Here is a 26,771-nt window from a genome sequence, read left to right as displayed (position 1 = left end):
CGTACCGACCGATGTGAGAGGCCCTCATGGACAGCCCCATGGCCATCCCCGACCTCGCCGACGCCGAGGAGTTCCGCTGCGACGTGCTGGTGATCGGCGGCGGCACGGCCGGGACGATGGCCGCGCTGACCGCCGCAGAGCGCGGCGCGTCCGTACTGCTGCTGGAGAAGGCGCACGTCCGCCACTCGGGCGCGCTCGCGATGGGCATGGACGGCGTCAACAACGCCGTCGTGCCGGGCGCCGCCACCCCCGAGGACTACGTCGCCGAGATCACCCGCGCCAACGACGGTGTCGTCAACCAGGCGACGGTCCGGCAGACGGCGACCCGCGGCTTCGCGATGGTCAAGCGCCTCGAGGGCTACGGGGTGAAGTTCGAGAAGGACGAGCACGGCGAGTACGCGGTCCGGCAGGTGCACAGGTCGGGCAAGTACGTGCTGCCGATGCCGGAGGGCAAGGACGTCAAGAAGGTGCTCTACCGGGTGCTGCGGCGGCGGGAGATGCGCGAGCGGATCCGGATCGAGAACCGGGTGATGCCGGTACGGGTGCTCACCGCGGGCGGCCGCACGGTCGGCGCCGCCGGGTTCCACACCCGCACCGGGCGGTTCGTCACCGTACGGGCGGGCGCGGTGATCCTGGCCACGGGCGCCGCGGGCCGCCTCGGGCTGCCCGCCAGCGGGTACCTCTACGGCACCTACGAGAACCCGACGAACGCGGGCGACGGGCACGCGATGGCGTACCACGCGGGCGCCGAGCTGAGCGGTATCGAGTGCTTCCAGGTCAACCCGCTGATCAAGGACTACAACGGCCCGGCCTGCGCGTATGTGGCCAATCCGTTCGGCGGCTACCAGGTCAACCGGCACGGCGAGCGGTTCGTCGACTCCGACTACTGGTCGGGCGCGATGATGACGGAGTTCGCCCGCGAGCTCGCCTCCGAGCGCGGCCCGGTGTACCTCAAGCTCAGCCATCTGCCGGAGGAGTCGGTCTCCGCGCTGGAGACGATCCTGCACACCACCGAGCGGCCCACCCGCGGCACCTTCCACGCCGGGCGCGGCCATGACTACCGCACCCACGACGTGGAGATGCACATCTCCGAGATCGGCCTGTGCGGCGGCCACTCCGCGTCCGGGGTGTGGGTCGACGAGCACGCCCGCACGACGGTGCCCGGGTTGTACGCGGCCGGTGATCTGGCGTGTGTGCCGCACAACTACATGATCGGCGCGTTCGTGTACGGCGAGCTGGCGGGCGCGGACGCGGCGGCGCGACCGGCGGTGTACGAGGGCCCGTTGCCGCCCGAGCAGCTCCGCGAGGCGCACGAGCTGGTCTACCGGCCGCTGCGCAGTCCGCAGGGGCCGCCGCAGCCGCAGGTCGAGTACAAGCTGCGGCGGTTCGTCAACGACTACGTGGCGCCGCCGAAGAGCGGGGCGCGGCTGTCGCTGGCGGTGGAGGCGTTCGAGCGGATGCGCAGTGAGATCGACGGGCTCGGGGCGCGCACCCCGCACGAGTTGATGCGCTGCGCCGAGGTGTCGTTCATCCGGGACTGCGCCGAGATGGCGGCGCGCTCGTCGCTGGCCAGGACCGAGAGCCGCTGGGGGCTCTACCACGAGCGCACCGACCATCCGGCGCGCGACGACGACGGCTGGCTGCACCACCTCAACCTCCGTAAGGGCGCGGGGGGTTCGATGGAGTTCCTGACCCGTCCGGTGGCGCCGTACGTGGTGCCGGTGGAGGGCTTCACGCCGGGCGGTGGCGAGGTGCGGCTGATCGGTGAGGTGCTGCCCGAGCAGGTGGCGACGGCCGGGCGGCGCGAGGTGCCGCCGGTGGACCCGGGCGCCGCGCGGGTGGCCGCGGTACGGCCCGCCGCGGCGGGCCCGGGTTCGCCGCGCATCTTGGAGCTGCTCGAACTGGCCGAGCGGGAGCCGGGGTTGGCCGATCTGGCGCCCTATCTCGTGGACGCCGACCCGGCGGTGCGGCGCGCGGCCGTGGACGTCCTGACCGAGACCGTGCCCCCGGGGACGGGGCCCGCGCTCGCCGCCGCGCTGGCGGACGAGGACGGGGCGGTACGGGAGGCGGCCGGGGCGGGGCTGCGCGAGCTGGTCGAAGTGCTGCCACCGGACGCGGAGTTGGCGGCGCCTCTGGTGGCGGCGCTGGAGCTGGCCAATCCGGGGGCGCGGGCGGACGCTGCCGGGGTGCTGCGGGTACTGCGGCTGGGCGGCGGGGAGTTGTTCACCGCCGCGCTGGCGGACGCCGACCCGCGGGTGCGGATCGAGGCGGTACGCGCCCTGGTCCCCCTCGGCGCCGTGCGAGCCCTGGAGGCGGCGGCCGGTGACGGCTCCCGCGAGGTGCGGGTGGCGCTGGCGAAGGGGCTGGCCGCGACACCCGGCGCGCTGCCGCTGCTGACCCGGCTGACGGCGGACCCGGATCCGCTGGTGCGCGGCGCCGCCCTGGAGTCGCTGGCCGAGGCGGGCTGCCCGCCGCCGCTGGCGCGCGCGGCGGCGGCGGCGCTCGCCGATCCCGCCTGGCAGGTCAGGCGCGGCGCGGCGACGGCGCTCGGCGCGGCCGAACCCGCCGCGGCGGTGCCCGCGCTGCTCCCGGCGGCCCGTGACCCGCACCCGGACGTGCGCCGGGCCGCCGTCCAGTCCCTCGCCCGGCACACCGCCGACGCCGACGTCCGTACCGTCCTGGAGGGTGCGAGCAGCGACCCGGACGCCGATGTCCGCGCCTACGCCAGGCGGGCGCTGGCGCACTGACCGAGGGGGGCGGCAGGCATCCGCCGCCCCCTCCGCGGCCGTCAGGCCGTCGTCAACCCGCGCCGCTCCAGCAGCGGTTCGGTGCGCGGCGCGCGGCCGCGGAAGGCGGCGAAAGCGGCCATCGGGTCGACGCTGCCGCCCTTGGACAGGAGTTCACGGCGGAAGGTGTCGCCGTTCTCCCGGCGCATGCCACCGTGCTCCTCGAACCAGGTCACGGTGTCGGCGTCGAGCACCTCGCTCCAGATGTAGGAGTAGTAACCGGCGCTGTACTGGCTGGAGAAGATGTGGTGGAAGTAGGTGGTCCGGTAGCGCGGCGGGATGGCGGGCAGCGCCAGGCCCGCTTCCTTGAGCACGGCCGCCTCGAAGGCGAGCGCGTCGCCGGGGTCGCTGCCGGCGGGCAGGGTGTGCCAGGCCCAGTCGAGCAGGGTCGCCGCCAGGTACTCCACGGTCGCGAAGCCCTGGCCGAACTTCGCGGCGTCCTTCATCCGCGCCACCGCGTCGGCGGGCATCGGCTCGCCGGTCTCGTGGTGGGTGGCGTAGCGCTCCAGGACCGCGGGCCACAGCGACCACATCTCGTTGACCTGCGAGGGGTACTCGACGAAGTCGCTCGGCACGGCGGTGCCCGAGAAGTACGGGTAGCGCACCGCGGAGAACAGCCCGTGCAGCGCGTGCCCGAACTCGTGGAAGAGCGTGTCCACCTGGGTGAAGGTGAGCAGCGCGGGCTCGCCGGGCGCGGGCTTGGCGATGTTGTGGTTGTTGACCACCACCGCCTTCCTGTCCTCCAGCCCCGACTGCAGGACGAGTTCGTTCATCCACGCCCCGCCGCGCTTGGACTCGCGGGCGTAGAAGTCGGCGAGGAAGAGCCCGAGGCCGCTGCCGTCGGCGTCGATGACCTCGTAGACCCGTACGTCGGGGTGGTAGCCGGGCAGGTCGGGGCGCTCGGTGAAGGTCAGGCCGTAGATCTCGTGCGCGGCGTGGAACACCCCGTCGCGGAGCACCTTCTCCAGCTCGAAGTACGGGCGCAGCGCGGCCTCGTCGATGTCGTAGCGCTCCTTGCGGACCTTCTCCGAGTAGTACGACCAGTCCCATGCCTCGACGGGGCCGCCCGCCACCTCGGCGAGCGCCTGGGCCTCGCGTTCGGCGTTGGCGACCGCGGGCGGCACCAGGCGGGCCAGCAGCTCGCTGACGGCCTCGGTGCTGCCCGCGGTGCGGTCGGCGACCACGTACGCGGCGTGGCTGGGGTAGCCGAGCAGCGCGGCGCGTTCGGCGCGTAGGGTGGCGAGGGTGACGGCCAGCGGGCCGTTGGTGTCCTGGGCGCGGTCCAGGGACGCGGTGAGCAGGCGGCGGCGTACCTCGCGGTCGTCGAGCGAGGCGAGTTCGAACTGGTTGGAGAAGAGTTTCAGGCTGAGGACGTAGCGGCCGTCGTGGCCGAGGTCGCGGGCGTTCTGCGCGGCGGCCGCGACGGCGTCGGCGGACAGCCCGGCGAGCTGCGCGGCGTCGTCGAGGACGAGGGCGGATGCCTTGCTCGCGGTCAGTACGTTCTGCCCGAAGGCGGTGGAGGCTGCGGCGATCTCGGCGTTCAGCTCGCGCAGCCGCGTCTGGCCCTCCGCGGAGAGTTCGGCGCCCGCCCGGCGGAAGTCGGTGTGGTAGCGCTCCAGCAGCCGCAGGGACTCGGCGTCGAGGCCGAGGGTGTCCCTGGCCTCGTACAGTGCGGTGATCCGCGCGTAGAGCGCGGGGTTGAGGTGGACGGCGTCGCTGTGCGCGGCCAGCAGGGTGCTGACCCGCGACTCGATGTCCTGCACGGCGGGGGTGATGTCGGCGGACGCCTTGTTGAAGAAGACGGCCCGGACGCGGCTGAGCAGCGCGCCGGAGCGTTCGAGGGCCACCACGGTGTTGTCGAAGGTCGCGGGATCGTCCGCGGTCGCGATCGCCTCGACCTCGGTCAGATGGTCGGCGAGGCCCCGTTCGAAGGCCGGAAGGTAGTGCTCGTCCCGGATCTCGGCGAACGGCGGCAGTTCGTACGGGAGCGTGCTGGGGCTGAGGAACGGATTCGTCGTCACCCGGCCGACCCTACGCCGCCAGGTCGGCGACGCGCGCCGAAAAAGCGCCCGCGCAGATCGCTGACCTGCGCGGGCGCCGGATGTGTCCGGGATGGGTGGGGGGACGGTACGGGGAGCGGAGTGGGTGTCAGCCGCCGCTCTTGCGGCGGAACTCCCGCTGGCCGCCGGCCCTGCCATGGGCGCCGTGGATCTTCGACTGGCCGGTGCCGGTTCCGGCTGCGCCCTTGCGGGCGCCCTGCTTGCGCTCCAGGGCTTCGCGGAACTTCCGCTTCACCTCGTCCTCGTCCGGCACCTGCGCGTCGGCCGGCGTCTCGGGGCCGGGGTCCGCCGCGGCGTCCTGTGGTGTTGCGTCAGCGGCCACGGTAGCCTCCTGCTCTTGGTCGGTCATGCCACCAGAGTCGCATGTCTCACGTCGGGTGGCCCACCCGATATCGCCCGAGCGGACGGCGCGTGTACGGTTCCGGTCACCACCTCCGGGGAGGATTCAGACCCATGACTTGGCTGTTGTACGGCGCGACCGGCTACACCGGACGCCTGATCGCCCGCCGCGCCACGGCGCTGGGACAGCGACCTGTCCTCGCCGGGCGCAACGCCGCGAAACTGGTACCGCTGGCCGCCGAACTGGGCCTGGAGCACCGGGTGTTCGACCTCGGTGACGCCGCCGCCGTGCGCCGCGGCCTGAAGGACGTGGACGCGGTCGCGCACTGCGCGGGGCCCTTCGCGCGCACCGCGGAGCAGATGGTGACGGCATGCCTGGACACCGGTACGCACTACGTGGACATCACCGGCGAGATCGAGGTCTTCGAGGCGCTGCACGCGCTGGACGCCCGGGCCGAGAAGGCCGGGATCACCGTGCTGCCCGGCGCGGGCTTCGACGTGGTCCCCACCGACTGCGTCGCCGCGCTGCTGGTCGCCAAGCTGCCCGACGCCACCCAGCTCGACCTGGCCTTCCTGATGGGCGGCGGGGCCAGCCCCGGTACCGCGAAGACCCTGCTGGAGGGGTCGGGCGCGGGCGGCAGGATCCGGGTGGGCGGGGAGATCCGCAACGTGCCGATCGGCTCCCGCCAGGTGCAGGCGGCCTTCCCGTCCGGCACGCGCAAGGTGGTGTCGATCCCGTGGGGCGACGTCAGCACCGCCTACCACTCGACCGGCATCCCCGACATCACCACGTACACCTGGGTGCCGCTGCCGGCGCCCGCGCTGGCGATGAGCAGGGTGCTGAAGGTGGGCCCGCTGCGGGGGGCGCTGTCCAGCGCGGTGTCGAAGCTGGTGCGCGGCCCCGGCGAGCGCGCGCTGAACGGCACCCGCTGCGAGGTGTGGGGCCGCGCCCGCGACGCCGCGGGCAACACGGTGACCGCGACCCTCACCGGGCCGAACCCGTACAGCCTGACCGTCGACGCGGTGCTGCGGGTCATGGCGCGGCTGCCGGGGCTGCCGACGGGCTACCAGACCCCGTCGCGTGCGCTGGGAGCGGATTTCGCGGAGAGCCTGGACGGTGTGACAGTCACGGTCGACGCGCTGCACTGAGCGGTGGTGACGCAGCCGCCGCGGGCTTGCGTGACACCTTGCGAGGTCGCGGGCACGGCGTCCGACGGACGCCGTGCCTCCGGTTTTACGGACCGGCGCACTCCGCTCCGCATACCGGCCGAAAGGCGGGGTTCCGCCGTCTGACCTGGTACTTGCCTGCGTCCCGGGGGGTCTGTGAGGATCGCTTCATGTCGACCTTCCAGGCCCCCGACGGCACCCGGCTCCGCTTCCACGTCCTCGGTACCGGCGACCCGCTGCTGGTCGTCCCCGGCGGGCCGATGAGCGCGTCGGAGTACCTGGGGGATCTGGGCGGTCTCGCCGCGCACCGTCAGCTGGTCCTGCTCGACCTGCGCGGCACCGGCGGCTCCGAGGCGCCCGCGGACCCGTCGTCGTACCGCTGCGACCGGCAGGTGCCGGACGTGGAGGCCCTGCGGGAACATCTCGGCCTGGAGCGGGTCGATGTACTCGCGCACTCGGCCGGCGCCAACCTGGCGATCCTGTACGCCGCCGCCCATCCCGGGCGGATACGCACCCTGACCCTGGCCGCGCCGAGCCTGCGCGCGCTGGGCGTGCACTTCACCGAGGAGCACCGCAGGGAGGCCTCGGCGCTGCGGGCGGACGAGCCCTGGTACCCGGAGGCGGCGGCCGCCCTGGAGTCGGCCTTCGCGGGCACCGCGACCCGCGAGGACTGGGACGCCCTGGAGCCCTTCGTCTACGGCCGCTGGGACGACGCCGCGCAGGCGCACGCCGCGTCGGGCGAGCGGTGGCGCAACGACGAGGCGGGCGAGGTCTACTACGACCCCCGTGCGTTCGACCCGGTGGCCGCCAAGGCCGCGCTGCGGTCGCTGGACGCGCCGGTCCTGTTGATCGCGGGCGAGCGTGACGGCGGTCCGCGGCCCCAGGTGGCCGCCGCGGCCGCCGCCTTCTTCCCCGGCGGCCGGACGGCCGTGCAGCCGGGCGGCGCGCACTACCCGTGGCTGGACGACCCGCGGTGGTTCGTCGACACGATGACGGACTTCCTGACGGCCGCGGCGTTCGCGCGCTGAGTACGGGGTCGGCGGCGGCTCGGCCGCGGGGTTCAGCCGCCGCGGCTCAGCCGCGCTGGCCGACCATGAACAGCAGCCAGATGAAGAACGCGAGCAGGTGCGCGACCACCACGTAGACCAGCACACGCAGGGTCACACCGCGTTCCTTGCGGCGCTCCGAGCCGTTGGTGGTGCCGACGAACAGCGGGGTCGGGACGGGGGTCTGGGCAGCCGGGACAGGCGTCTGGACAGGGGTCTGACCGGTCATCGCGGGTCTCCTGGTGTGTGGTGGTGCGCGCCCGTTCCGGCGCGGCCGTCCGGTGGTCCGACGCAGAGCGCCGAGGTCTCGCTCTGCATGAGCGTGTGGACGAACAGCAGGTCCACTCCCCCGGCGTCGGCCGCCGCGAGCTGGTGCGGCACCAGCGAGTCGAAGTGGGCCGAGTCCCCGGGGCCGAGGCTGTGCGTGCGGTCGCCGAGGGTGAGCCGCAGGGTGCCGCCGGTCACGTGCAGCCACTCCTCGCCGGGGTGCACCCGGACCAGGGCGCGCTGCGACCCGGCCGGTACGTGCAGCCGCAGCGCCTGCATGGCGCGGCCGGTGCCGCCCGCGCGGCGGTAGGTCCAGCCGCCCGCGGGCACCGGTGTCATCCGGTCGCCGCGTACGATGGGATCCGGCTCGGCGGAGGTCTCACCGAGCAGGTCGGAGACCGTGGTCCCGTACAACCGGGCCAGGCCGAGCAGGACCGGCAGCGAGGGCTGGCGCAGCCCGGACTCCAGCCGGGACAGATGCGCGGCCGACAGCTCCAGGCGCCGGGCGGCGTGCTCCAGGGTCAGGCCGCTGCCGCGCCGCCGGTCCCGCAGACGCGGGGCCAGCGCGAGCTCGGCGGCGGTGTCGGCCGTGTCGGTGCTGTCCATGGCTCCATGGAACAGCACCGCTTACCCAAAGGGCAAAAAGTTTGCCTCAGAGGCAAAAACCGGCGAGTGACCTCAGCTCTTGCGGCCGACCCCTCCGTAGAAGCCGATCCGCCGCACCTCGGCGGGCTCGGGGTCGGGGCCGTCGGGGCGCCACATCGGGACCTGGACCACACCGGGCTCGACCACGTCGAAGCCCTCGAAGAGGGCGGCGACCTCCGCGTACGGGCGGGTGTTGAGGGTCGCGGTCGCCTTGTCGTAGATCTTGAAGACCTCGGGCAGGCTGCTGGCGTGGAAGTCGGCGGTGGCGTGCGAGAGCACCAGGAAGCTGCCCGCCGGGAGGGCGTCGCGCAGTGTCGCCACGATGCCCGCCGGGTCCTCCTCGTCCTTGATGAAGTGCAGCACGGCGACCAGGAGCACCGCGACCGGCTCGTCGAAGTCGATCAGCTTGCCGATGGTGGGGTGGTCCAGGATCGTCCGCGGCTGCCGGACGTCACCGAGGAAGAAGCCGGTGTTGCCCGCGCCGGTGAGCCGGGCCCCGGCGTGGGTGGCCACGATCGGATCGTTGTCGATGTACGCCACGCGCACCTCGGGTGCCAGCGCCTGGGCCATCTCATGGGTGTTCGGCGAGGTGGGGATGCCGGTCCCGATGTCGATGATCTGCCGGATGCCGCTCTCCACCAGGAAGCGCACGGACCGGTGCAGGAAGTCACGGTTGGCGCGGGCCGCCGGAATGATGTCGGGGAGGACGTCGATCACCCGCTGGGCCGCCTCGCGGTCGACCTCGTAGTTGTCCCAGCCGCCGAGGTAGTAGTCGTACATCCTGGCCGGGTGCGGTCTGCTGGTGTCTATCTCGTCGACGGGGAATCCCTGGTCGGTCACGCCGTCCTCCGCTTCTTCTGTGCACAGTGCCTGTTCATCCGAGGAGGAAGTCCGCCTCGCCCGCCTTGGCGCCCTGGATGAACGTGGTGATCTCGTGGTTGGTGTATATCAGCGCCGGTCCGTCGGGGTCGGTCGACTGCCGGAGCGCCACCCGGCCGTCGTTGAGTCTTTTCGCCTCGACGCAGGAGCCGCCGTTCCCGCCGCTCCAGGGTTTCCGCCAGCCGTCATGACCGAGTTCGGTGGCGGGCATTCCGTTGTAGATTCCGTCGTAAACGCCGTCGTATCTGTCCTCGTACCCGTATATGTCGTCATTGCTGACGCGATCCATCGTTCAGATCTCCTTGCGCATGCCATCGAGGATGGCCTTGGTGCTCTGTGCTGGCGCAGCCTGCGCGCACATCCGGTCGAGCGCTTCCAGGAACGTGGACACGTCGTCCCGTTCGTCGAAGTAGACGCCGCCCACGAGGCTTTCGGAGTAGGCGATGTCCGGGATTTCCTGGAGCTGGAACCGGAAGATGTGGAACGGCCCGTACATCGCCGGGTGCGGCCCGGCCGAGAACGGGATGACCTGGAGCCGGACGTTGGTGCGCTCGGTCGCCTCGATGAGGGCGGTGATCTGGTCGCGCATCACCTTGCGGCCGCCGATCGGGCGGCGCAGCACGGTCTCGTCCATCACGACCCACAGCAGCGGCGCGGAGTCGCGGTCGAGCAGGCCCTGGCGCTCGATCCGCACGTCGACGAGCCGGTCGATCTCGCCGGCCGCGGCGTGCGGCAGTCCGGCGCGCAGCACGGCCCGCGCGTACGGCCCGGTCTGCAGCAGCCCGGGGACGTAGTGCGGCTCGTAGGCGCGGATGATCGAGGCTTCGCCTTCGAGGCTGACGAAGGCACTGAACCAGTCGGGCAGCACATCGCGGAAGTTGTGCCACCAGCCGGGGCGGTTGGCCTCACGGGCGAGGGCGAGGAAGCCGCCGATCTCCTCGGGTGCGGTGATTCCGTACGTGGTGAGGAGTTTCTCGACATACGGGAGCTTCAGGCCGACTTCGGCCTTTTCCATCCGCCGTATGGTGGCGTGCGTGACGTCGAGCGCCCGTCCGGCCTGCTCGTAACTGAGTCCGGCCTTCTCCCGCAGATCCTGCAGGCGCTTTCCGAGGACCATGCGCAGGACGGTCGGGGCGCCACCCGGCCGGGGGTCCATCACGTGGCTCTCCTCCAACTTCCTTGATGTGCAAGCAGTGTGTCATGGCGTCAGCGGGAGGAACAGCCTGTCCTTGACGATTCTGTAATTTACAGAACGGACCTTGCCATGTGTCTGTCACCGGCCTCATAGTTACGGAGTGGTTCCTTCATCCGACGCGCTACGACGCGAGCGCCGCGAGGTCGTGGGCGGGCCCTTCCGCCGCGATGTCTTCCGGCTGCCCGCCCAGAGTGCGTCGGTGGCCGACGCCCGCGGGCGGATACGCACCCGGCTCGGCGAGTGGGGCGCCGACGCGGAGCTGCGTGAGGACGCGAGTCTGGTGGTGACGGAGCTGTTCACCAACGCGGTACGGCACACGGACAGCGAGAAGATCACCTGTGTGCTGCAGGACTCGGGCTCGGTGGTACGGCTCGAAGTGACCGACCAGGGCAGGGGATCGGGGGTACCCGTGCCGTGTTCCGTCGGCGCCGACGCCGAGGGCGGACGGGGCTTGTTCCTGGTGGGCGTGCTCTCGCTGGCGTGGGGTTCCGCCCCGGCGGAGGACGGCGCGGGGCGCGTGGTGTGGGCCGAACTGGCCGCACACCTCGCGCCCTCTTTGCGTACGGCCCCGATCAGCCTGGAGCGCCGCCGCTAGGGCCTGTCCTCACGGCCGCCGCGGAATCCCGTTGCCCCGGCGTCACAGCGGCAGCAGGTCGGGACGCTTGGGTTCGACGTCGTCGCCCGACGACACCCCGCGCAGCCGCCGCCCGATCCACGGCACCAGGTACTCGCGCGCCCAGTGGATGTTGTCGCGGCGCACATCGGCGGGCGCGCGCTGCGACACCGGGGGCCACGGCTGGTCGGGGTCGGCGGGCACCTCCAGGCCGAGCACCTGCCCGGCGCGCAGCGCGACCCGGGTGTGCCCCTCGGGCGACAGATGCAGCCGGTCGACGCTCCACGCCCGCCGGTCCTGCACCGACCGCAGCGACCACAGGTCGAGCACCGGGCAGTCGTAGCGGTCGGCGATGGACCGTACATGGGCGGTGTACGTGGCGACCTTGCCGCGCAGATGGCGCAGCACCGGTACGTCGCGGGTGTCGAAGCCGGTGCAGACCAGCACGGTGCCCACGCAAGAGGTGAGGTCCGCGACCGCGGCCTCGAAGCGCTCGGCGATGGCGTCGGGGTCTCCCCCGGGCCGCAGGATGTCGTTGCCTCCGGCGCAGAAGGTCACCAGGTCGGGGGCGAGTTCCTTGGCCCGCGGCACCTGCTCGGCCACGATCTGGTCGAGCAGCCGGCCGCGCACCGCCAGGTTGGCGTAGCGGAAGGTGTGTTCGTCGCGCTGGTCGGCCAGCAGCACCGCGAGGCGGTCGGCCCATCCGACATACGCACCGTCAGGACCGGGATCGCCGACGCCTTCGGTGAAGCTGTCCCCCACCGCGGTGTACGACCCGATCACGCGATTGTTCAGTGTTTGCGAATCGTCAGCCACGTCAACCTATCTTTCCCCTCGCCCTGTGACCTACGCGACCGTAAGGAGGGGTTGACGCGACGTGATTCATCCCACCAGGTCAAAGCCTGCGCAGATGGAATACGGCGGCGTCCAGGTCTCCGGCCAGCGTGGTACGCAGTCCGCGCTCGGCGAGGACCGCGCCGCGCTGCACCACTGCGGTGGTCACGTCGCGGTAGGCGGCGGTCCTGTCCAGGCCGCGCAGCCGCAGCGGCGGCACCGGTTCGCCGAAGGACTGCGAGTGCAGCCAGGCCAGTACGACGGTGTCGGCACCGCGCACGTACTGCACGGCGCTCAGGCCGCCGTCGCCGGGCGGGCGCAGCCGGTAGAGGTCGCCGTACTGCACCACGGGGCGCACCGTCTTGTAGAGGCTCACCCAGCTCGCGGCCTCGGCGCGCTCGTCCTCGCTCCACTCCAGCAGGTCGCCGCCGATGCCGAGCACTCCGGCCATGGCGCTGACGAAGCGGAAACGCAGGCTGCTGGCGCGGTGGTTGAGCAGCGGGCTGGGGCTGTCGGTGACCCAGGCGGCCATCACCCGGGCGGGGTGGAGCTGGGTGAAGCCGTGCTGGATGCGCAGCCGGTCGAGCGGGTCGGTGTTGTCCGAGGTCCGCACCTGGTCGGTACGGGCGAGGATGCCGAGGTCGACCCGGCCGCCGCCGCCCGCGCAGGACTCGAAGGCGACCCCGGGGTGGGCGGCGCGCAGCCGGTCGAGCAGTGCGTACAGGCCGTCCACATGGGCGGTCCCCAGCGGCTGCGGACAGCGCTCCCCCGGTCGGCCGGGGTCGGTGCAGGAACGGTTGAAGTCCCACGCGACGTAGTCGACGGGGGCGCTGTGCAGCAGGGCGTCCAGCCGCTGCCACAGATGGTCGCGGACGTCGGCGCGGCCCAGGTCGAGCACGAGCTGGTCGCGGAATTCGGTACGGCGGCGGCCGGGGTGGTGCCGCACCCAGTCGGGGTGGGCGCGGTAGAGGTCGCTGTCCGGGCCGACCGTCTCGGGTTCGACCCGGACGCCGAAGTCCATGCCGAGCGCGTGCACCTCGTCGGCGAGCGGCTTCAGGCCGTGCGGGAAGCGGTCCGGGTGGGGAAACCCGTCTCCCAGGCCCGCCCGGTCCCGGGCGCCGCACCAGCCGTCGTCCACGACGAACAGCTCGACCCCCATCGCGGCGGCCCGCCGGGCCAGTTCGCGCTGCCGCTCCTCACCGGTGCCGAAGCCGGTGGCCTCCCGGGAGCTGTAGAGCACCGGGCGCGGCTGCTCGGCGCGCGGAAGGACGTGGTCGAGCTGGTACGTGTGCCAGGCGCGGCTGGCCGCGCCGAAGCCGCCGCCGCTGTACAGCCCGGCGAAGACCGGGCTGGTGTACGACTCGCCCGGCTCCAGCCGGACCGGGCCGGAGTCGTCGTGGCCGGCGCCGCCGGTGGCCTGGACGCGGCCGTCCGGCAGGGTGGACACCGCGATCCGCCAGGAGCCCGACCAGGCGAGGGCGGCCGTCCACACCTCGCCGTACTCCTCGCCCGCGTCGCCGGCGTCCAGGCCGATCCACGGCAGGTGGTCGTGGCCGGTGTGGCCGCGGCGGCTGCCGATCACGCGCTCGCCCGGGGTCAGCCCGGCCCGTACCAGCCGGGTCTCCGCGCCCCAGCGGCCGTGCAGCTGCGCCAGGCGCCAGGTGTCGCGCGGCGGCGGCGTCCAGGTGGCGGCGTCGGCCCGAAGCAGCTCCAGCGCGCCGAGGTGGCCGTTGGCGACATGGGTGGCGGTGGTCCAGCGCTCGACGACGTCACAGCCGGGGTGCGTCCGGTAGTGCAGGGTGAGGTCGAGGTGGTGCGCCGAGTCGTGGAAGTGCAGCCGCAGCTCCTCGCCCGCGGCGCCCTCCTCCACCTCGTGCTCCTCGAAGCACCACTCGGTGCCGCGGACGGCCGGGGAGCGCACCGACAGCGCGGGCCGGACGAAGCGCGGGCCGCCCTCGACCGGGTACTCCTCGTGGCCGTCCAGCTCCGACTCGAACGGCCGGGGGGCGGGCAGCGGGTCCATGGCCAGCGCTTCCGCGTCGAGGAGGGTGATCCTGGCCCCCCAGTGCAGGTGCAGCAGCTCGTCCCGTTCGGTGAGCTGGAGCGCGTAACTGCTCCCCGGGCCCGACAGCAGCCACAACCGCCCGGACCGCCCCGTTTCGATCATCCGGTTTCCCCCGTTCCGATCAGATCCGGACATCATCGGCCCGGGGTCGGCGCAGAGCAATGGTCCAACGGACACATACCGTTCGGTACGTGGCCTCCCCCCGCTGCCGTATCGTCGGACGTGCCCCCGCTCGCCACGTATGAGAGGTAGGAGGAGTGCCGGTGACCCAGGAACTGCCGAAGACCGCCCCGACCGGATCCGAGCCCACGCCCGAGCCCGAACTGACAGGTGTGCGTAACTTCCGTGATGTCGGAGGACTGCCGACGGTCGACGGCCGCCGGGTCAGGCACGGTGTGCTGTTCCGCAGTGGTCATCTGGCCCACGCCGACGCGGGCGACACGGCCTTCCTCACCGGCCTCGGGCTGCACACGGTCTTCGACTTCCGCAACGCCGACGACATCCGGATCGAGGGCCAGGACACCCCCCTCCCCGGCACCCTCAACGTCAACATGCCGCTGAGCGACCCGGCCCAGGGCGCCGACTTCTGGCACACCGTGCGCGACGGCGACCTGGCCGCGCTGCGGGAGGTGCTCGGCGAGGGCCGGGCGGCGGAGCGGATGGCGAACTCCTACCGCAAGCTGATCAGGGAGCGCACCGCCGAGCACGGCCGCATGCTGGCGCTGCTCAGCGAGCCCGTCGACGCCGCCGTCCCCGCACTGCTGCACTGCGCCGCGGGCAAGGACCGGGCGGGCACCTCGATCGCCGTCATCCTGCTCGCGCTGGGCGTGGAGCGCTCCGCCATCGAGGCCGACTACCTGGAGAGCAACGCCCGCCACCGCCGCTACCGGGTCCGCCGCGGCGACGGCAGCACCGGCTCGGCCATCGACCCCGCCATCATGGAGCTGCTCAACCCGCTCTTCGAGGCCCGCGTGGAGTACCTGCGCGCGGCCTTCGACACCATCGAGGAGGAGTGGGGCTCGGTCGACCGCTATCTGGAGGACGGCCTCGGCCTCACCAAGGAGCGCCGCGACCGGCTGCGGGAGCTGCTGCTCACCGACTGACCCGAGGGCGGGTGGGCGGCGCGGTCCGCGCCGCCCACCCGCCCTCGCGGCTCAGCGGTGGGCGACCGCCTGCTTCACCAGGGTCCGCCCGAAGTCCCACATCAGGCCGCCCCCGCCGTGCGCGTCGTCCATCACCTCGGTGAACGCCGTCACGAACCGGTCGACGTCCGCCTCGTCGACGACCAGCGGCGGGATCAGCTTGATGACCTCCAGATGGTCCCCGGAGACCTGGGTGAGGATGCGGTGCCGCTGCAGCAGCGGCACCACCACCATCTGCGCGAACAGCCCCTTGCGGGCGGCCTGCAGCATCGTCCAACGGCTGCGCAAGCCGAGGGACTTGGGGCGGCCGAACTCGATGCCGATCATCAGGCCCCGGCCGCGCACCTCCTTGAGGAGCTCGTAGCGGTCGGTGAGGGCCGCGAGCCGGGTGCGCAGCAGGTCGCCGGTGCGGCGGGCGTTCTCCACCACCTTCTCGTCGTCCATCACCGACAGCGTGGCCAGTCCCGCGGCCATGGCCTGCGCGTTGGAGCCGAAGCTCGCGGAGTGCACGAGGACGCGGTCCATCGAGGAGTAGACCTTCTTGAAGATCCAGTCCTTGCCCAGGGTCGCGCCGACCGGCACATAGCCGCCGGACAGCGCCTTGGCCACGCAGACCAGGTCGGGCTCGACGCCCTCCTCGTGCTGGTAGGCGTAGAAGTCGCCGGTGCGGCCGATACCGGTCTGCACCTCGTCGGCGATGAGCAGCGCCTTGTGCCGGTGCAACAGGTCCTGGGCGGCCCGCAGATAGCCGGGCGGGGTGGCGTACACGCCCTTGCCCTGGATCGGCTCCACGATCAGCGCGGCCACGTCGCCGCGCTTCAACTCCCTTTGCAGCGCGTCGAGATCGCCCATCTCGACCGCGGTGTCCGGCAGCAGCGGCGCGAAGCCGTCACGGAAGCCGCCCTCGCCGTTGACCGACAGGGAGCCGGTGGTGAGGCCGTGGAAGGCGTGGGTGCAGTACAGCACGCGCGGCTTGCCGGTGGCGTAGCGGGCGAACTTCAGCGCGGTCTCCACGGCCTCGGTGCCGCTGTTGCCGAAGAACACCCGCTCCAGGTGCGGCGAGTAGCCGAGCAGTTTCTCCGCGAGCAGTCCGGGCAGCGGCTGGCAGTCGAAGCGGGTGAGGTCGGCCAGCCCCGCGTCCAGCACGTCGTGCAGCGCCTTGCGCACCACGGGGTGGTGCCGGCCCAGGCCCATCACCCCGAACCCGGCGAGCATGTCGAGGTAGTCGGCGCCGTCGGCGTCCCAGAAGTGGGCGCCCTCGGCCCGCTCGTAGACCTTGTCGAAGCCGATGGTGTGCAGCATGCGCGGCAGTTGGTGGTTGAGGTACCGGCTGTGCAGGTCGTAGCGCTCACCGCCGCGCTCGGCGAGCAGCGTCGCCAGGTCGAAGCCCTTCGGTGCGGACCCGTCGGCCGCCTCGGGCCCCCGCGGCTCAGACGATGTCATCGCTCACCTGCTCCTTGCGTGCGTCGGTACGGGCCAGGGTGGCACCGATACGTCCGGCGATCTCGGCCGGGGTCAGTCCGATGTCGGCGAGCAGCTCGCCGCGCTTGGCGTGGGCCAGGAACTGCTGCGGGATGCCGAAGTCGCGCAGCGGCACGTCCACCCCGGCGTCGCGCAGCGCCTGCGCGACGGCAGAACCGACGCCGCCCGCGCGGCCGTTGTCCTCGACGACCGCCACCAGCCGGTGGCGCGCGGCCAGTTCGGGCAGCGCCTCGTCGACCGGCTTGACCCAGCGCGGGTCGACCACGGTCACGCCGAGGTCGCGTCCGGCGAGCAGTTCGGCCGCCGACAGGCAGGTGGCGCCGAGCGCGCCGACCGCGACCAGCAGCACGTCCTCCCGCAGTCCTTCGGCCGGGCGGGCCAGCACGTCCATACGGCCGATCCGGCCGACGGCGGGCAGCGGCTCCCCCGCGGTCTCCTTGGGGAAGCGGATGACGGTGGGCGCGTCGTCCACCTCGATCGCCTCGCGCAGCTGGGCGCGCAGCTGGTCGGCGTCGCGGGGCGCGGCGATCCGCAGGCCGGGGACGACCTGGAGGATCGACATGTCCCACATGCCGTTGTGCGAGGCGCCGTCGACACCCGTCACGCCCGCCCGGTCCAGGACGAAGGTGACACCGCACTTGTGCAGCGCGACATCCATCAGCACCTGGTCGAAGGCGCGGTTGAGGAAGGTGGCGTAGACCGCGACCACGGGGTGCAGGCCGCCGGTGGCCAGCCCGGCCGCCGAGGTGGCGGCGTGCTGCTCGGCGATGCCGACGTCGAAGACCCGGTGCGGGTAGGCGCGGGCGAATCCGGCCAGGCCGACCGGCTGGAGCATCGCGGCGGTGATGGCGACGACATCGGGCCGCTCGGCGCCGATCCGTACCATCTCGGTGCCGAAGACGGAGGTCCAGGAGGGGCCGCCGGCCGGGGTGAGCGGCTCGCAGGTGAGCGGGTTCATCGCGCCCACGGTGTGGAAGCGGTCCGCCTCGTCCTGCTCCGCCGCCGGGTAGCCGCGGCCCTTCTCGGTCAGGCAGTGCACCAGGACCGGGCCGTGGAACCGCTTGGCGCGGCGCAGCGCCGACTCCACCGCGGCGATGTCGTGGCCGTCGATCGGGCCGACGTACTTCAGGCCAAGGTCCTCGAACATGCCCTGCGGGGCGAAGGCGTCCTTGAAGCCCTTCTTCGCGCCGTGCAGGGACTCGTAGAGCGGCTGGCCGATGACGGGGGTGTGCTGGAGGACGTGCTTGCCCCAGGACAGGAAGCGCTCGTAGCCGTCGGTGGTGCGCAGGGTCGCCAGGTGGTTGGCCAGGCCGCCGATGGTCGGGGCGTACGAGCGCTCGTTGTCGTTGACCACGATGATCAGCGGGCGGTCGCGGGCGGCGGCGATGTTGTTCAGCGCCTCCCAGGCCATGCCGCCGGTCAGCGCGCCGTCGCCGATGACCGCCACCACGTGGTCGGCGCGGCCGCGCACCTGGTTGGCCTTGGCCAGGCCGTCGGCCCAGCCCAGCACGGTCGAGGCGTGGCTGTTCTCGATCACGTCGTGCTCGGACTCGGCCCGCGACGGGTAGCCGGACAGCCCGCCCTTGCTGCGCAGCTTGGAGAAGTCCTGGCGGCCGGTGAGGAGTTTGTGGACGTAGCTCTGGTGGCCGGTGTCCCACAGGATCCGGTCGGCGGGCGAGTCGAAGACGCGGTGGAGCGCGATGGTCAGCTCCACCACCCCGAGATTCGGCCCCAGGTGGCCGCCGGTCCTCGCCACCGCCTGGACCAGGAAGTGGCGGATGTCAGCGGCGAGTTCGTCGAGCCGGCCCTCGGGCAGTGCCTTCAGGTCGCGCGGGCTCCTGATGTTCTCCAGCATCGACATGTACAGACCTCGTTCCCTGCCGGGTTGCTACGTTCAGCCGACCGTTCCCGCGGTGGCGCCGCCCGCGGGCACCGGCGGCGGGGAGCCGCCGGCGACCGCGGGCTCGACTGCTGTCATCGCCCGTTCACTTCACCCGGTTCGACGCGACCGTCTCGCGGGCCGCGCGGATCGACTCCTTCAGGGAGCCCATGGTCGCCAGGACGGCCGTGGGCTCGTAGCCGCAGTGCGCCATGCAGTTGTCGCAGCGCTCGTCCTTGCCGCGGCCGTACTTGCTCCAGTCCGTCTCGTCGAGGAGCTTCTGGTACGTGGGCACATAGCCGTCCGCCATCAGGTAGCAGGGGCGCTGCCAGCCGAAGAGCGAGTAGTTCGGGATCGCCCACGCGGTGCAGGGGAAGTCGGCCTTGCCCTCCAGGAAGTCCAGGAAGAGCGGGGTGTGGTTGAGCCGCCACTTCTTCCGGTTGCCGTCGCCGAACGCCTTCTTGAACAGCTCGCGGGTCTGCTCGACACCCAGGAAGTGGTCCTGGTCCGGCGCCTTCTCGTAGGCGTACGCGGGCGACAGCATCATCTCGTCGACCTGGAGATCGTCATTGAGGTAGTTCAGCACCTCGATGATCGTCTGCGGCGTGTCGGTGTTGAAGAAGGTCGAGTTGGTGGTCACCCGGAATCCGCGGCGCTGCGCTTCCTTGATCGCCTCGACCGCCTCGTCGAAGGTGCCTTCCTTGGCCACCGACTCGTCGTGCCGCTCGCGCATACCGTCGATATGCACGGTGAACGCGAAGTACGGCGAAGGCGTGAATTTATCGATCTTCTTGCGCAGCAGAAGAGCGTTCGTGCAGAGGAACACGAACTTCTTGCGCGCCACCAGCTGGCGGACGATCTCGTCGATCTGCGGGTGCATGAGCGGCTCGCCACCTGCGATCGAGACCATCGGGGCCCCCGACTCCAGCACCGCACCGACCGCCTGTGCCACGGGCATACGCTGCTTCAGCACCCCGGCCGGGTGCTGGATCTTGCCGCAGCCCTCGCATTTGAGGTTGCACGCGAAGAGCGGTTCGAGTTCGACGATGAGTGGGAACTTTTCGCGGCGCCGGACCATTTTCTGTTCAAAGAGGTACGACGCGACACGGATGGACTGACGGAGCGGCATAGCCATCTAGCTCACCTCCACGGGAGCGCGGTAGTGCGGTGCCAATCAAGAAAGGCGGGAACAAGATCTCTGAGCACCCGGAAAGCGATGATCCCGGTGCGAAGCGTTCCGACGCGTACGAGTTCGTACTCGGGCGTGTCGACGACGACTCGGGCCGCGGCGACGTGGCGCGCTCCTTCGGCGAGCGCGGCGCGCCGCATGGCGGCCGATTCCATGTCCACGGCGATGGCACCCGTCGCCGCCAGTGCGGCGCGCTCGGCGCCCCGCACGACATGGTCGGATTCAGCGAGCGTTCCGGTGTGCACGGTGTGGCCCGCGGCCTTGAGCGCGGCGGCGAGCGCCTCGCTCTCGTGTCCGTCGTCGGACACGACGACATCGCCCGGCCGCATGCCCGGGGCGAGGCCCGCGCAGAAGCCGGTGGTGAGGACGGCCGCGTCGTGCAGCGCCGGGGCGTGCAGGGCCTCCCTGACGGCCCGGTCCGCTGCCTTCGGCCCCATGCCGGTACGGAGCACGCTGACGTGCCCCGCGGCGGCCCTGGCCGTCCCCCTGCGCAGCGCGACACGCTCGATGCGCAGGGCGCACACCACCAGCAGCGGTGGTCCTGTATGGCCCACGAACTAGGCCCCCTTTCCTACGGCGGTGACCGCGGGACCCGCGGTACCGAAGGGTTCCCTGCGGACGTAGCGGCCGAGCGCGGTCAGCGGGAAGACCATCCGGTAGAGGTGGTAGTTGATGGAGAAGTCACGGGGGAAGCCGGTCCCCGTGAAGTACGGCTCGTCCCAGGAGCCGTCGGCGAGCTGTGTGTCGGTCAGCCAGCGCACCCCGCGCTCGACCGCCTCGGTGTCGCGTTCGTCCGCCGCGAGCAGGGCCAGCAGCGCCCAGGCGGTCTGCGAGGCGGTGGAGACGCCCCGCCCGATCCACTCCCGGTCGGAGTAGGAGCGCAGGTCCTCGCCCCAGCCGCCGTCGGGGTTCTGCACCGACCGCAGCCAGGTCACCGCGCGCCGGACGGCCGGATGGTCGGCGGGGATGCCCGCGGCGGTGAGCGCCGGGACGGCGGAGCCGGTGCCGTAGACGTAGTTGACCCCCCAGCGGCCGAACCAGGCGCCGTTCTCCTCCTGCTCGGCGAGCAGCCATTCGATGCCGCGCCGGGCGTGCTGGTCGTGTTCCAGGCCGAGGGCGGCGAGCATCTCGACGACATGCGCGGTGACGTCGGCGGACGGCGGGTCGATGACCTCGCCGAAGTCGCAGAACGGCAGCCGGTTGGGGAAGGGGCTGGTGTTGTCGGCGTCGAAGGCGCCCCAGGCGCCGTTCCTCGACTGCATGCCGACGTTCCACCGGACGGCCTTCTCCACGGCGGAGTCGACGCGCGCCTGGTCGGGGTGGTCGATCCTGCGCAGCGCGAGGACCACCTCGGCGGTGTCGTCGATGTCGGGGTAGATGTCGTTGTGAAATTCGAACGCCCAGCCGCCCGGGGCGAGCTGGGGTCGTTGGACGGACCAGTCGCCGGGTCTGGTGATCTGCTCGCCGAGCATCCAGTCGGCCGCTTTGACCAGGGCGGGATCGTTTGCGGGAACGCCGGCGTCGGCCAGTGCGATGGTGGCGAGGCAGGTGTCCCAGACCGGCGACTGGCAGGCCTCGATCATCCGCACGCCCTCCTCGGGCCATACGGCGAAACGATCCAGCGAATCCAGCCCGGCCTTCACCACGGGATGGTCGAGTTCATACCCCAGCAGGTGCAGGGCGATCACCGAGTAGACCGCCGGGGGCTGGATGCCGCCCCAGCAGCCGTCGGCCTCCTGGCGTTCGATGATCCAGCGGGCGCAGGCGTTCATCGCGGTACGGCGTACCAGGCGCGGGCTGAAGCGGCGGTAGACGTGCAGTACCTGGTCGAGCCGTTCGAAGACGCCGTCCCAGCTGGTGAGCGGGGCCTTGCGGCGCTTGGGGTTGGGCGTGGCGGGGTCGACGTGCAGTTCGTCGATGCCGAAGGGCGCCGGGCGGACCGGCCGGTGGGCGCCGACGACGGTGAGCGGCACGATGGTCTGCCGTGCCCAGCAGCCGAAGGAGTAGATGTTCAGCGGCATCCACTTGGGCAAGTAGATGACCTCGGGCGGCAGTTCGGGGAGGTCCTCCCAGCTCCACCAGCCGAACAGCGCGAGCCAGATCCGGGTGAAGACCCGGGCGCGCGCGACGCCCCCCTCGGTGCGCGACCACTTCGCGGCCAGCGCCATGTGCGCTTCCTCGGGCGCGTCCCCCGCCAGCCGCAGCGCCACGTACGCCTCGATGGTGGCGGACAGGTCGCCGGGTCCGCCGTGGAAGGTCGGCCAGGCGCCGTCCTCCCGCTGCTGGGAGCGGATCCAGCGGGCCGACGCGGCCGTGGTGGGTCCGTCCTGGATACCGAGGAACTGGCGGAGCATCAGATCCTCGGCGTCCATCGTCACATTGGTTTCGAGGTCGCCCTTCCACCATCCATCGGGGTGCTGCCGTGCCAGGAGGTGGTCTGCGGCGCGCTGCACGGCACGCTGCGCCGCCGCCTCGGTTCCTCCGGATGGAACAGGGTCCGGTTCCGAGGTGCTGCTGGCCGAGGGTGTCCGGTGGGTTGGCGACCCTGGACTGCCATCGGTCGTCGCTGTCATGGCTTCCCCTTTGCAGTTGAGACTTCTGCGGTGTTGGGGCGGCCGTCGGCCGTCACATACGAGGGACCGGCGACGTTATGCGCTCCACGTTAGTTCTTTACTTCTCGCGAACCACCACAAAATCCGCCAGACCTACGAGCTTACGTTGAATATCTTCCGGCATGTCCATTTTGTCCAGCGCGGCGATCGCGGTCGCGTACTGCCTTCTGGCCTCCTGAGAGGTCCATTCGCGCCCACCGGCTTCTTCGATCAACGCCGCACGCATGGCGAACTCTTCCTCGCTGAAGGCACCGGTTTCCGGATTCTTCGCGTCCGCCGCCAGCAGTTCACCCAAGCGCTCCGAAGCGGAGCCCCCCGCGGCCAGCGCGGCGACCACCGGGAGGGACTTCTTGCGCTGCCGTAGATCACTCCAGGTCTGCTTGCCCGTCGTCGCCGGGTCACCCCAGATGCCGAGCAGGTCGTCGATCGCCTGGAACGCCAGACCCAGGTGGTAGCCGTACTCCTCCAGCGCGTCGGCGTCGGCCTCGGAGGCCCCGCCGAGCACCGCGCCGATGGACGAGGCGCAGGCCAGCAGCGCGCCGGTCTTGTTGCCCTCCATCTCCAGGCACTCCTCGACGGTGACCCGCTCGCGGTGCTCGAAGGAGATGTCCTGGGCCTGACCGTCGATCAGCTTGCGGGTGGCCACGGTCAGCCGCCGGGTGGCGCGGCCCGCGTCGGCGGTGCGCTGCTCCAGCAGGATCTCGTTGGCCAGCGCGAAGAGCGCGTCGCCGACCAGGATCGCCTGGGCGGGCCCGTGCACCTTCCACACGGTGTCGCGGTGCCGCCGCTGCTCGTCGCCGTCCATCAGGTCGTCGTGCAGCAGGGAGAAGTTGTGCACCAGCTCCACGGCGACCGCGCCGGGGATGCCGGTCTCGGCCGAGGCGCCGGCGGCTTCCGCCGACAGCAGCGCCAGCGCGGGGCGTACGGCCTTGCCGCCGTCGCCGTCCGCGGGCCGGCCGGTCTCGTCGATCCAGCCGAAGTGGTAGGCCGCGACGGTGTCCATCGGGGGTGCGAGGCGTGCCACGGCCGCGCGGAGTACCGGGGTGGTCAGGATGCGGCCGTTTTCCAGCAGCTCGATGACGCCGGCAGCGGTCACGTTCTCTCCTCTTGTTGCACCAATAGCACTCATGCCGCCTCCAGGGCGCCGTTGTCGAAGGGCATCCCGATGCCGAGGGCGGACAAAGCTTCTCGGGAGGCGTGCAGACCGCTGCGCACCGCACTCTCCATGGTCGCGGGCCAGCCGGTGGCGGTCCATCCTCCGGCCAGAAAGAGGCCGGGGGCGCGGGTGACCGGCCCGGGGCGCAGCGCGCCGACGCCCGGGGTGGGCGCGAAGGTCGCGGTGCGCTCGCGGGTGACGAAGAAGTCGCGGATCCCGGCGCCGCGGGCGGCGGGCAGCAGCCGCTCCAGCTCCGGCAGGTAGCGGGCGCGCAGTTCGGCGACCGGAAGGTCGATCTCGTCCTGGACCGCCGACTGGGACACGGCCAGGTACTGGCCGCCGCCGGTGAGGCCGGAGCTCACGGTCCGGTCGAAGACCCACTGCACAGGGGTGCCGAGCGCCGCGAGGAACGGCTGCCCGAGCACCTGTCTGTCGTAGATCACATGGACATTGAGGATCGGCGCCGTGCCGATGCGCAACAGCTTTTCCGGATCATGGACAGCGCCCTCGGGCAGCAGGCCGTGCGTCTCGCGCTGAGGAACCGCCAGCACCACGGTGTCCGCGTCCAGTTGCTGCCCGCGGCCCGGTCCGGTCTCCACGTCGACCTGCCAACCTCCGTCGGCCGCCGCCTTGATGCCGGTGGTGCGGGCGCGCAGCAGGGTGCGGACGCCCGCGGTGTCGAGCGCGGTACGGGCCCGGCCGTCGTGCAGGTCGCCGAGCGGGGCCGCGGCCCAGCCGATGTCGGCCGCGCCCGGGTCGGACAGCAGCCCGGTCTTGAAGACCTTCGCCGCCAGCCCCAGCGAGGCGTCCGCCGCGGTGGCGTTGAGGGTGGCCACCCCCACCAGGTCCCACAGCGCCTCGATGGTGCGCGGCGACTGGCCGCGCGCGGCGAGCCAGCTGGCGAAGTCGGTGGTGTCCAGCGCCGGGTCGTCCAGGTCCAGGCCGCGCAGCGCCAGTGCGGCGCGCCCGACGGAGGCGCGCTCGCGCAGGCCCAGATGCGGGTAGCGGGCGAGGCTCGACGCCAGGTGCAGCGGCACCGGCAGCCCGGCCCGGCTGAGCCGCCCGAGCCTGCCCGTGGCCACGTCGAGCACCGGCACGTCGAGCCTGCTCTGCAGGGTGACCAGGTCGCGTGCGGCGATCCGGTCGAGGAACCACTGGTAGGCGGTGCAGCAGCGCAGGAAGACATGCTGCCCGTTGTCGACGGTCAACTCGCCGCGGCGGAAGGAGAAGGCGAGCCCGCCCAGCCGCGGCCTGGCCTCGACGAGGGTGACCCGCAGACCGGCGTCGGCCAGCACCAGCGCGGCCGTCGTACCGGCGAGTCCGCCGCCGACGACCACCGCCGTACGCCCTTCGGGACGGCCGGTCGCCGTGTCCCGCTGTGCGCTCATCCGCCCTCCCCTCCCACGGTGCCGCCGGTGGCGCGGCGGTCCGTCGCGGAAAGTGACGCCGTGCGCGTCCCGGTGGTTGCTCCGCCGCGCACACCGTGTGCGCGCGGACCCGCGCCGTCGCGGGACGGTCTCACCTGTCACCCCGTGGCGTACGGGAGTTGCGGCGCGCGTCGACCCCGGCGAGGCCGCGGACGGCGACGTACGCCTTCTGACTGGTGGGCAGGGAGACCCGGCCGCGCAGCACGGCCTCGGGGTCGGCGGCGATCCGGTCGAGCAGCCGCCGGTAGATGCCCGCCATCGCCGCGACGCAGGCGCCGCTGCGCCGGTCGAGCATCGGCAGCAGCCGGTAACCGTCGGCGAACAGCGCCCGGGCGCGCCGGACTTCGAACTCGATGAGACCCGCGAAGTCGGAGCCGGGCGGCGGCGTGTCCCCGTGGAAGCCCGCCGCACAGCCGAACTTGGCGAGGTCCTGGGCGGGCAGGTAGGTCCGTCCGTTGCCGGCGTCCTCGCGGACGTCGCGGAGGATGTTGGTGAGTTGCAGGGCGAGGCCGAGCGTGTCGGCGAATTCGGCGGCACGGGCATGATCGTGCCCATTCACCGTGCCGAAAACGCCCAGGGAGAGCCTTCCGATCGCGCCGGCCACACAACGGCAGTAGACGGCGAGGTCCTCCCAGGTCTCGTAGCTCTCGCCACGGACGTCCATCAGGACGCCGTCGATGAGTTCGTCGAGCCCTTCGAGCGGGATCGGGAACCGGCGCGCGGTGTCGGCCAGCGCGACCGCGACCGGGTCGGTGTCGTCCTCGGCCACGTCGCCGGCCCTGACCCTGTCGAGCAGGGCCCGGGTGCCGTCGAGGCGTGCCGACTTCTCGTCGAGCGGCAGTTCGCCGTCGCCGATGTCGTCGACGCGCCGCGAGAACGCGTACAGCGCGGACATCGCCTGCCGCTTCGGGGTGGGCAGCAGGCGGATTCCGTACGCGAAGTTGCGGGCCTCGTGGCCGGTCACAGCCTCGCAGTAGCGGTAGGCCGCGAGGACCGGTCCGGATGTGTGGGCGGAACCGTTCACGGTCCGGCTCACCCCTCTCTTCGCAATGTCGACCCCACCTCACGCAGCAGGCGGGCCTTGGTGGCTTTCGGCGAACCCGCCAGGACGTCGTATCCCGCGCCCTCGACCGCCTTCAGCGCGGCGCGCCCGCCGCCGACGAAACCGGCGAGCAGCAGCCTGAGCCTGCCATGGACGCTGCGCACCAGGGGAGTACCTTCATCCAACAAGTATCGGGCGCGTTCGGCCTCGAACGCGACCAGGGCGCGCACCTGTGCGCCGGCCGCCGGCGCCGCCAGGTCGGCCTCCTCCACCGAGAAGCGCTTCATGTCCTCGGCCGGCAGGTAGATCCGGTCGCGGGCGAGGTCCTCGGCGACGTCCTGGAGGTGCTCGGCGATCTGCAGCGCGGTGCAGACGGCGTCGGAGCGGCGGACCCGCTCGGGGGTCGAGGTGCCGGTGATCGAGAGCACCAGGCGGCCGACGGGGTTCGCGGACAGTTCGCAGTACGCGAGCAGGTCGTCGTAGGTGGCGTAGCGCCGCACCTCCTGGTCCTGCCGGTTGGCGGCGATCAGGCCGAGGAAGGGCTCGGGGGTGAGGCCGTGGCGGCGGACGGTGGGCTGCAGGGCCGTCATCAGCGGGTGGCGCGGGGTGCCGTCGAAGACCCGGCGCAGATCGGCCTCGAAGGCGTCGAGCATCGCGACACGGTCGTCGGCGGCCGCGGCCTCCAGTCCCAGCCGGGCGGCGTCGGTGCGGCCGCCGTCGGCGAGGTCGCCGTCACCGATGTCGTCCACGAGGCGGGCGAAGCCGTAGACGGCCATCAGGTCCTGGCGCCAGGCGCGCGGCAGGAACACCGGTGCCACGGGGAAGTTCTCGCGCGCGGCCTTGTCCAGGACAGCCCGGGACTTGTCGTCCCCGGTCACCGCGGATTTCCCGGCACACAGGCGGCGAACGTGCCCCGGAGCAGGAGGATCCCGATCTTCATGGCCGC

Annotated in this window: 23 protein-coding genes; 5 read left to right on the top strand and 18 right to left on the bottom strand. The window is 72.1% G+C overall.

The annotated features are described in order from the left end of the window. Positions 1 to 38 precede the first annotated feature (38 nt). Positions 39 to 2,747 carry a fumarate reductase/succinate dehydrogenase flavoprotein subunit gene (locus tag AB0M29_RS07220; RefSeq protein WP_365380129.1) on the top strand — a complete coding sequence of 903 codons (2,709 nt, stop codon included), beginning with the start codon at positions 39 to 41 and terminating at the stop codon, positions 2,745 to 2,747. 41 nt (positions 2,748 to 2,788) lie between these two features. Here AB0M29_RS07220 and AB0M29_RS07215 read toward each other — a convergent pair whose 3' ends face one another. Then, the gene (locus AB0M29_RS07215; RefSeq protein ID WP_365380126.1) at positions 2,789 to 4,807 is read right to left on the bottom strand and encodes a M3 family metallopeptidase; all 2,019 of its coding nucleotides are present in this window, start codon (positions 4,805 to 4,807) and stop codon (positions 2,789 to 2,791) included. A 127-nt stretch (positions 4,808 to 4,934) separates the two neighbouring features. Further along, positions 4,935 to 5,168: a DUF5302 domain-containing protein gene (locus AB0M29_RS07210; RefSeq protein ID WP_365380123.1), complete on the bottom strand. Its 234-nt coding sequence runs from the start codon at positions 5,166 to 5,168 to the stop codon at positions 4,935 to 4,937. Positions 5,169 to 5,299: 131 nt separating this feature from the next. On the opposite strand from AB0M29_RS07210, the gene AB0M29_RS07205 reads away from it, so the two are divergent. Both AB0M29_RS07205 and AB0M29_RS07200 read left to right on the top strand, forming a co-directional pair. Then, positions 5,300 to 6,334: a saccharopine dehydrogenase NADP-binding domain-containing protein gene (locus AB0M29_RS07205; RefSeq protein ID WP_365380120.1), complete on the top strand. Its 1,035-nt coding sequence runs from the start codon at positions 5,300 to 5,302 to the stop codon at positions 6,332 to 6,334. 188 nt (positions 6,335 to 6,522) lie between these two features. Then, on the top strand, positions 6,523 to 7,380 hold the full coding sequence (locus AB0M29_RS07200; protein WP_365380117.1) for an alpha/beta hydrolase: 858 nt from the start codon (positions 6,523 to 6,525) through the stop codon (positions 7,378 to 7,380). A 46-nt stretch (positions 7,381 to 7,426) separates the two neighbouring features. Here AB0M29_RS07200 and AB0M29_RS07195 read toward each other — a convergent pair whose 3' ends face one another. The 5 genes from AB0M29_RS07195 to AB0M29_RS07175 form a co-directional block, all read right to left on the bottom strand. Further along, on the bottom strand, positions 7,427 to 7,627 hold the full coding sequence (locus tag AB0M29_RS07195; protein ID WP_365380115.1) for a DUF6126 family protein: 201 nt from the start codon (positions 7,625 to 7,627) through the stop codon (positions 7,427 to 7,429). Next, positions 7,624 to 8,271: an XRE family transcriptional regulator gene (locus AB0M29_RS07190; protein ID WP_365380112.1), complete on the bottom strand. Its 648-nt coding sequence runs from the start codon at positions 8,269 to 8,271 to the stop codon at positions 7,624 to 7,626. Before AB0M29_RS07190 ends, AB0M29_RS07195 begins: the two co-directional genes overlap by 4 nt. A 72-nt stretch (positions 8,272 to 8,343) precedes the next feature. Beyond that, positions 8,344 to 9,150, bottom strand: coding sequence for an SAM-dependent methyltransferase (locus AB0M29_RS07185; RefSeq protein WP_365380110.1), 807 nt, complete (start codon positions 9,148 to 9,150; stop codon positions 8,344 to 8,346). 34 nt (positions 9,151 to 9,184) lie between these two features. Next, entirely contained in the window at positions 9,185 to 9,400 is a 216-nt protein-coding gene (locus AB0M29_RS07180; RefSeq protein ID WP_365380268.1) for a DUF397 domain-containing protein, read from the bottom strand. Positions 9,401 to 9,481: 81 nt separating this feature from the next. Next, positions 9,482 to 10,306 (bottom strand): helix-turn-helix transcriptional regulator, encoded by an 825-nt coding sequence (locus tag AB0M29_RS07175; RefSeq protein WP_365380266.1) that lies wholly within the window; start codon positions 10,304 to 10,306, stop codon positions 9,482 to 9,484. 178 nt (positions 10,307 to 10,484) lie between these two features. On the opposite strand from AB0M29_RS07175, the gene AB0M29_RS07170 reads away from it, so the two are divergent. After that, positions 10,485 to 10,979, top strand: a complete 495-nt coding sequence (locus AB0M29_RS07170) for an ATP-binding protein (protein WP_365380107.1) — start codon at positions 10,485 to 10,487, stop codon at positions 10,977 to 10,979. A gap of 42 nt (positions 10,980 to 11,021) precedes the next feature. Here the strand turns inward: AB0M29_RS07170 and AB0M29_RS07165 are convergent, their stop codons facing one another. Next, complete coding sequence (locus tag AB0M29_RS07165; RefSeq protein WP_365380104.1) at positions 11,022 to 11,813, bottom strand: SGNH/GDSL hydrolase family protein; 792 nt, start codon at positions 11,811 to 11,813, stop codon at positions 11,022 to 11,024. 79 nt (positions 11,814 to 11,892) lie between these two features. Further along, entirely contained in the window at positions 11,893 to 13,998 is a 2,106-nt protein-coding gene (locus tag AB0M29_RS07160; RefSeq protein ID WP_365380101.1) for an alpha-galactosidase, read from the bottom strand. A gap of 161 nt (positions 13,999 to 14,159) precedes the next feature. Here AB0M29_RS07160 and AB0M29_RS07155 point away from each other — a divergent pair, with 161 nt between their 5' ends. Further along, positions 14,160 to 14,999, top strand: a complete 840-nt coding sequence (locus tag AB0M29_RS07155; RefSeq protein WP_365380098.1) for a tyrosine-protein phosphatase — start codon at positions 14,160 to 14,162, stop codon at positions 14,997 to 14,999. 51 nt (positions 15,000 to 15,050) lie between these two features. Here AB0M29_RS07155 and AB0M29_RS07150 read toward each other — a convergent pair whose 3' ends face one another. The 9 genes from AB0M29_RS07150 to hpnC form a co-directional block, all read right to left on the bottom strand. Beyond that, positions 15,051 to 16,481, bottom strand: a complete 1,431-nt coding sequence (locus AB0M29_RS07150; RefSeq protein WP_365380095.1) for an aspartate aminotransferase family protein — start codon at positions 16,479 to 16,481, stop codon at positions 15,051 to 15,053. Then, positions 16,468 to 18,381 carry a 1-deoxy-D-xylulose-5-phosphate synthase gene (dxs, locus tag AB0M29_RS07145; protein WP_365380092.1) on the bottom strand — a complete coding sequence of 638 codons (1,914 nt, stop codon included), beginning with the start codon at positions 18,379 to 18,381 and terminating at the stop codon, positions 16,468 to 16,470. The genes AB0M29_RS07150 and dxs overlap by 14 nt, the downstream gene beginning before the upstream one ends. Before the next feature lie 124 nt (positions 18,382 to 18,505). After that, complete coding sequence (gene hpnH / locus AB0M29_RS07140; RefSeq protein ID WP_365380089.1) at positions 18,506 to 19,534, bottom strand: adenosyl-hopene transferase HpnH; 1,029 nt, start codon at positions 19,532 to 19,534, stop codon at positions 18,506 to 18,508. A gap of 5 nt (positions 19,535 to 19,539) precedes the next feature. Next, the gene (locus tag AB0M29_RS07135) at positions 19,540 to 20,142 is read right to left on the bottom strand and encodes a 1-hydroxy-2-methyl-2-butenyl 4-diphosphate reductase (protein WP_365380086.1); all 603 of its coding nucleotides are present in this window, start codon (positions 20,140 to 20,142) and stop codon (positions 19,540 to 19,542) included. Between the two features lie 3 nt (positions 20,143 to 20,145). Continuing rightward, positions 20,146 to 22,161 carry a squalene--hopene cyclase gene (shc, locus tag AB0M29_RS07130; protein WP_365380084.1) on the bottom strand — a complete coding sequence of 672 codons (2,016 nt, stop codon included), beginning with the start codon at positions 22,159 to 22,161 and terminating at the stop codon, positions 20,146 to 20,148. A gap of 97 nt (positions 22,162 to 22,258) precedes the next feature. After that, positions 22,259 to 23,329: a polyprenyl synthetase family protein gene (locus tag AB0M29_RS07125; RefSeq protein WP_365380081.1), complete on the bottom strand. Its 1,071-nt coding sequence runs from the start codon at positions 23,327 to 23,329 to the stop codon at positions 22,259 to 22,261. After that, positions 23,326 to 24,744, bottom strand: coding sequence for a hydroxysqualene dehydroxylase HpnE (gene hpnE / locus AB0M29_RS07120; protein ID WP_365380078.1), 1,419 nt, complete (start codon positions 24,742 to 24,744; stop codon positions 23,326 to 23,328). The genes AB0M29_RS07125 and hpnE overlap by 4 nt, the downstream gene beginning before the upstream one ends. A gap of 130 nt (positions 24,745 to 24,874) precedes the next feature. Beyond that, positions 24,875 to 25,819: a presqualene diphosphate synthase HpnD gene (hpnD, locus tag AB0M29_RS07115; RefSeq protein WP_365380076.1), complete on the bottom strand. Its 945-nt coding sequence runs from the start codon at positions 25,817 to 25,819 to the stop codon at positions 24,875 to 24,877. Beyond that, a complete protein-coding gene (hpnC, locus tag AB0M29_RS07110; protein WP_365380073.1) occupies positions 25,816 to 26,703 on the bottom strand; it encodes a squalene synthase HpnC in 888 nt (295 codons plus the stop codon). Before hpnC ends, hpnD begins: the two co-directional genes overlap by 4 nt. Positions 26,704 to 26,771 lie beyond the last annotated feature (68 nt).

It is taken from the genome of Streptomyces sp. NPDC051976, from assembly GCF_040680795.1.
GTDB lineage: Bacteria > Actinomycetota > Actinomycetes > Streptomycetales > Streptomycetaceae > Actinacidiphila.
This window is presented reverse-complemented; position numbering and strand designations above follow the sequence as displayed.

Bases quoted from the DNA above. Each gene is read 5' to 3' on its own strand.
- AB0M29_RS07220 (WP_365380129.1), top strand. From the start codon at position 39: ATGGCCATCCCCGACCTCGCCGACGCCGAGGAGTTCCGCTGCGACGTG.
- AB0M29_RS07205 (WP_365380120.1), top strand. From the start codon at position 5,300: ATGACTTGGCTGTTGTACGGCGCGACCGGCTACACCGGACGCCTGATC.
- AB0M29_RS07200 (WP_365380117.1), top strand. From the start codon at position 6,523: ATGTCGACCTTCCAGGCCCCCGACGGCACCCGGCTCCGCTTCCACGTC.
- AB0M29_RS07195 (WP_365380115.1), bottom strand. From the start codon at position 7,627: ATGACCGGTCAGACCCCTGTCCAGACGCCTGTCCCGGCTGCCCAGACC.
- AB0M29_RS07190 (WP_365380112.1), bottom strand. From the start codon at position 8,271: ATGGACAGCACCGACACGGCCGACACCGCCGCCGAGCTCGCGCTGGCC.
- AB0M29_RS07180 (WP_365380268.1), bottom strand. From the start codon at position 9,400: ATGCCCGCCACCGAACTCGGTCATGACGGCTGGCGGAAACCCTGGAGC.
- AB0M29_RS07175 (WP_365380266.1), bottom strand. From the start codon at position 10,306: ATGGTCCTCGGAAAGCGCCTGCAGGATCTGCGGGAGAAGGCCGGACTC.
- AB0M29_RS07160 (WP_365380101.1), bottom strand. From the start codon at position 13,998: ATGATCGAAACGGGGCGGTCCGGGCGGTTGTGGCTGCTGTCGGGCCCG.
- AB0M29_RS07150 (WP_365380095.1), bottom strand. From the start codon at position 16,481: ATGACATCGTCTGAGCCGCGGGGGCCCGAGGCGGCCGACGGGTCCGCA.
- dxs (WP_365380092.1), bottom strand. From the start codon at position 18,381: ATGTCGATGCTGGAGAACATCAGGAGCCCGCGCGACCTGAAGGCACTG.
- hpnH (WP_365380089.1), bottom strand. From the start codon at position 19,534: ATGGCTATGCCGCTCCGTCAGTCCATCCGTGTCGCGTCGTACCTCTTT.
- shc (WP_365380084.1), bottom strand. From the start codon at position 22,161: ATGACAGCGACGACCGATGGCAGTCCAGGGTCGCCAACCCACCGGACA.
- AB0M29_RS07125 (WP_365380081.1), bottom strand. From the start codon at position 23,329: ATGAGTGCTATTGGTGCAACAAGAGGAGAGAACGTGACCGCTGCCGGC.
- hpnE (WP_365380078.1), bottom strand. From the start codon at position 24,744: ATGAGCGCACAGCGGGACACGGCGACCGGCCGTCCCGAAGGGCGTACG.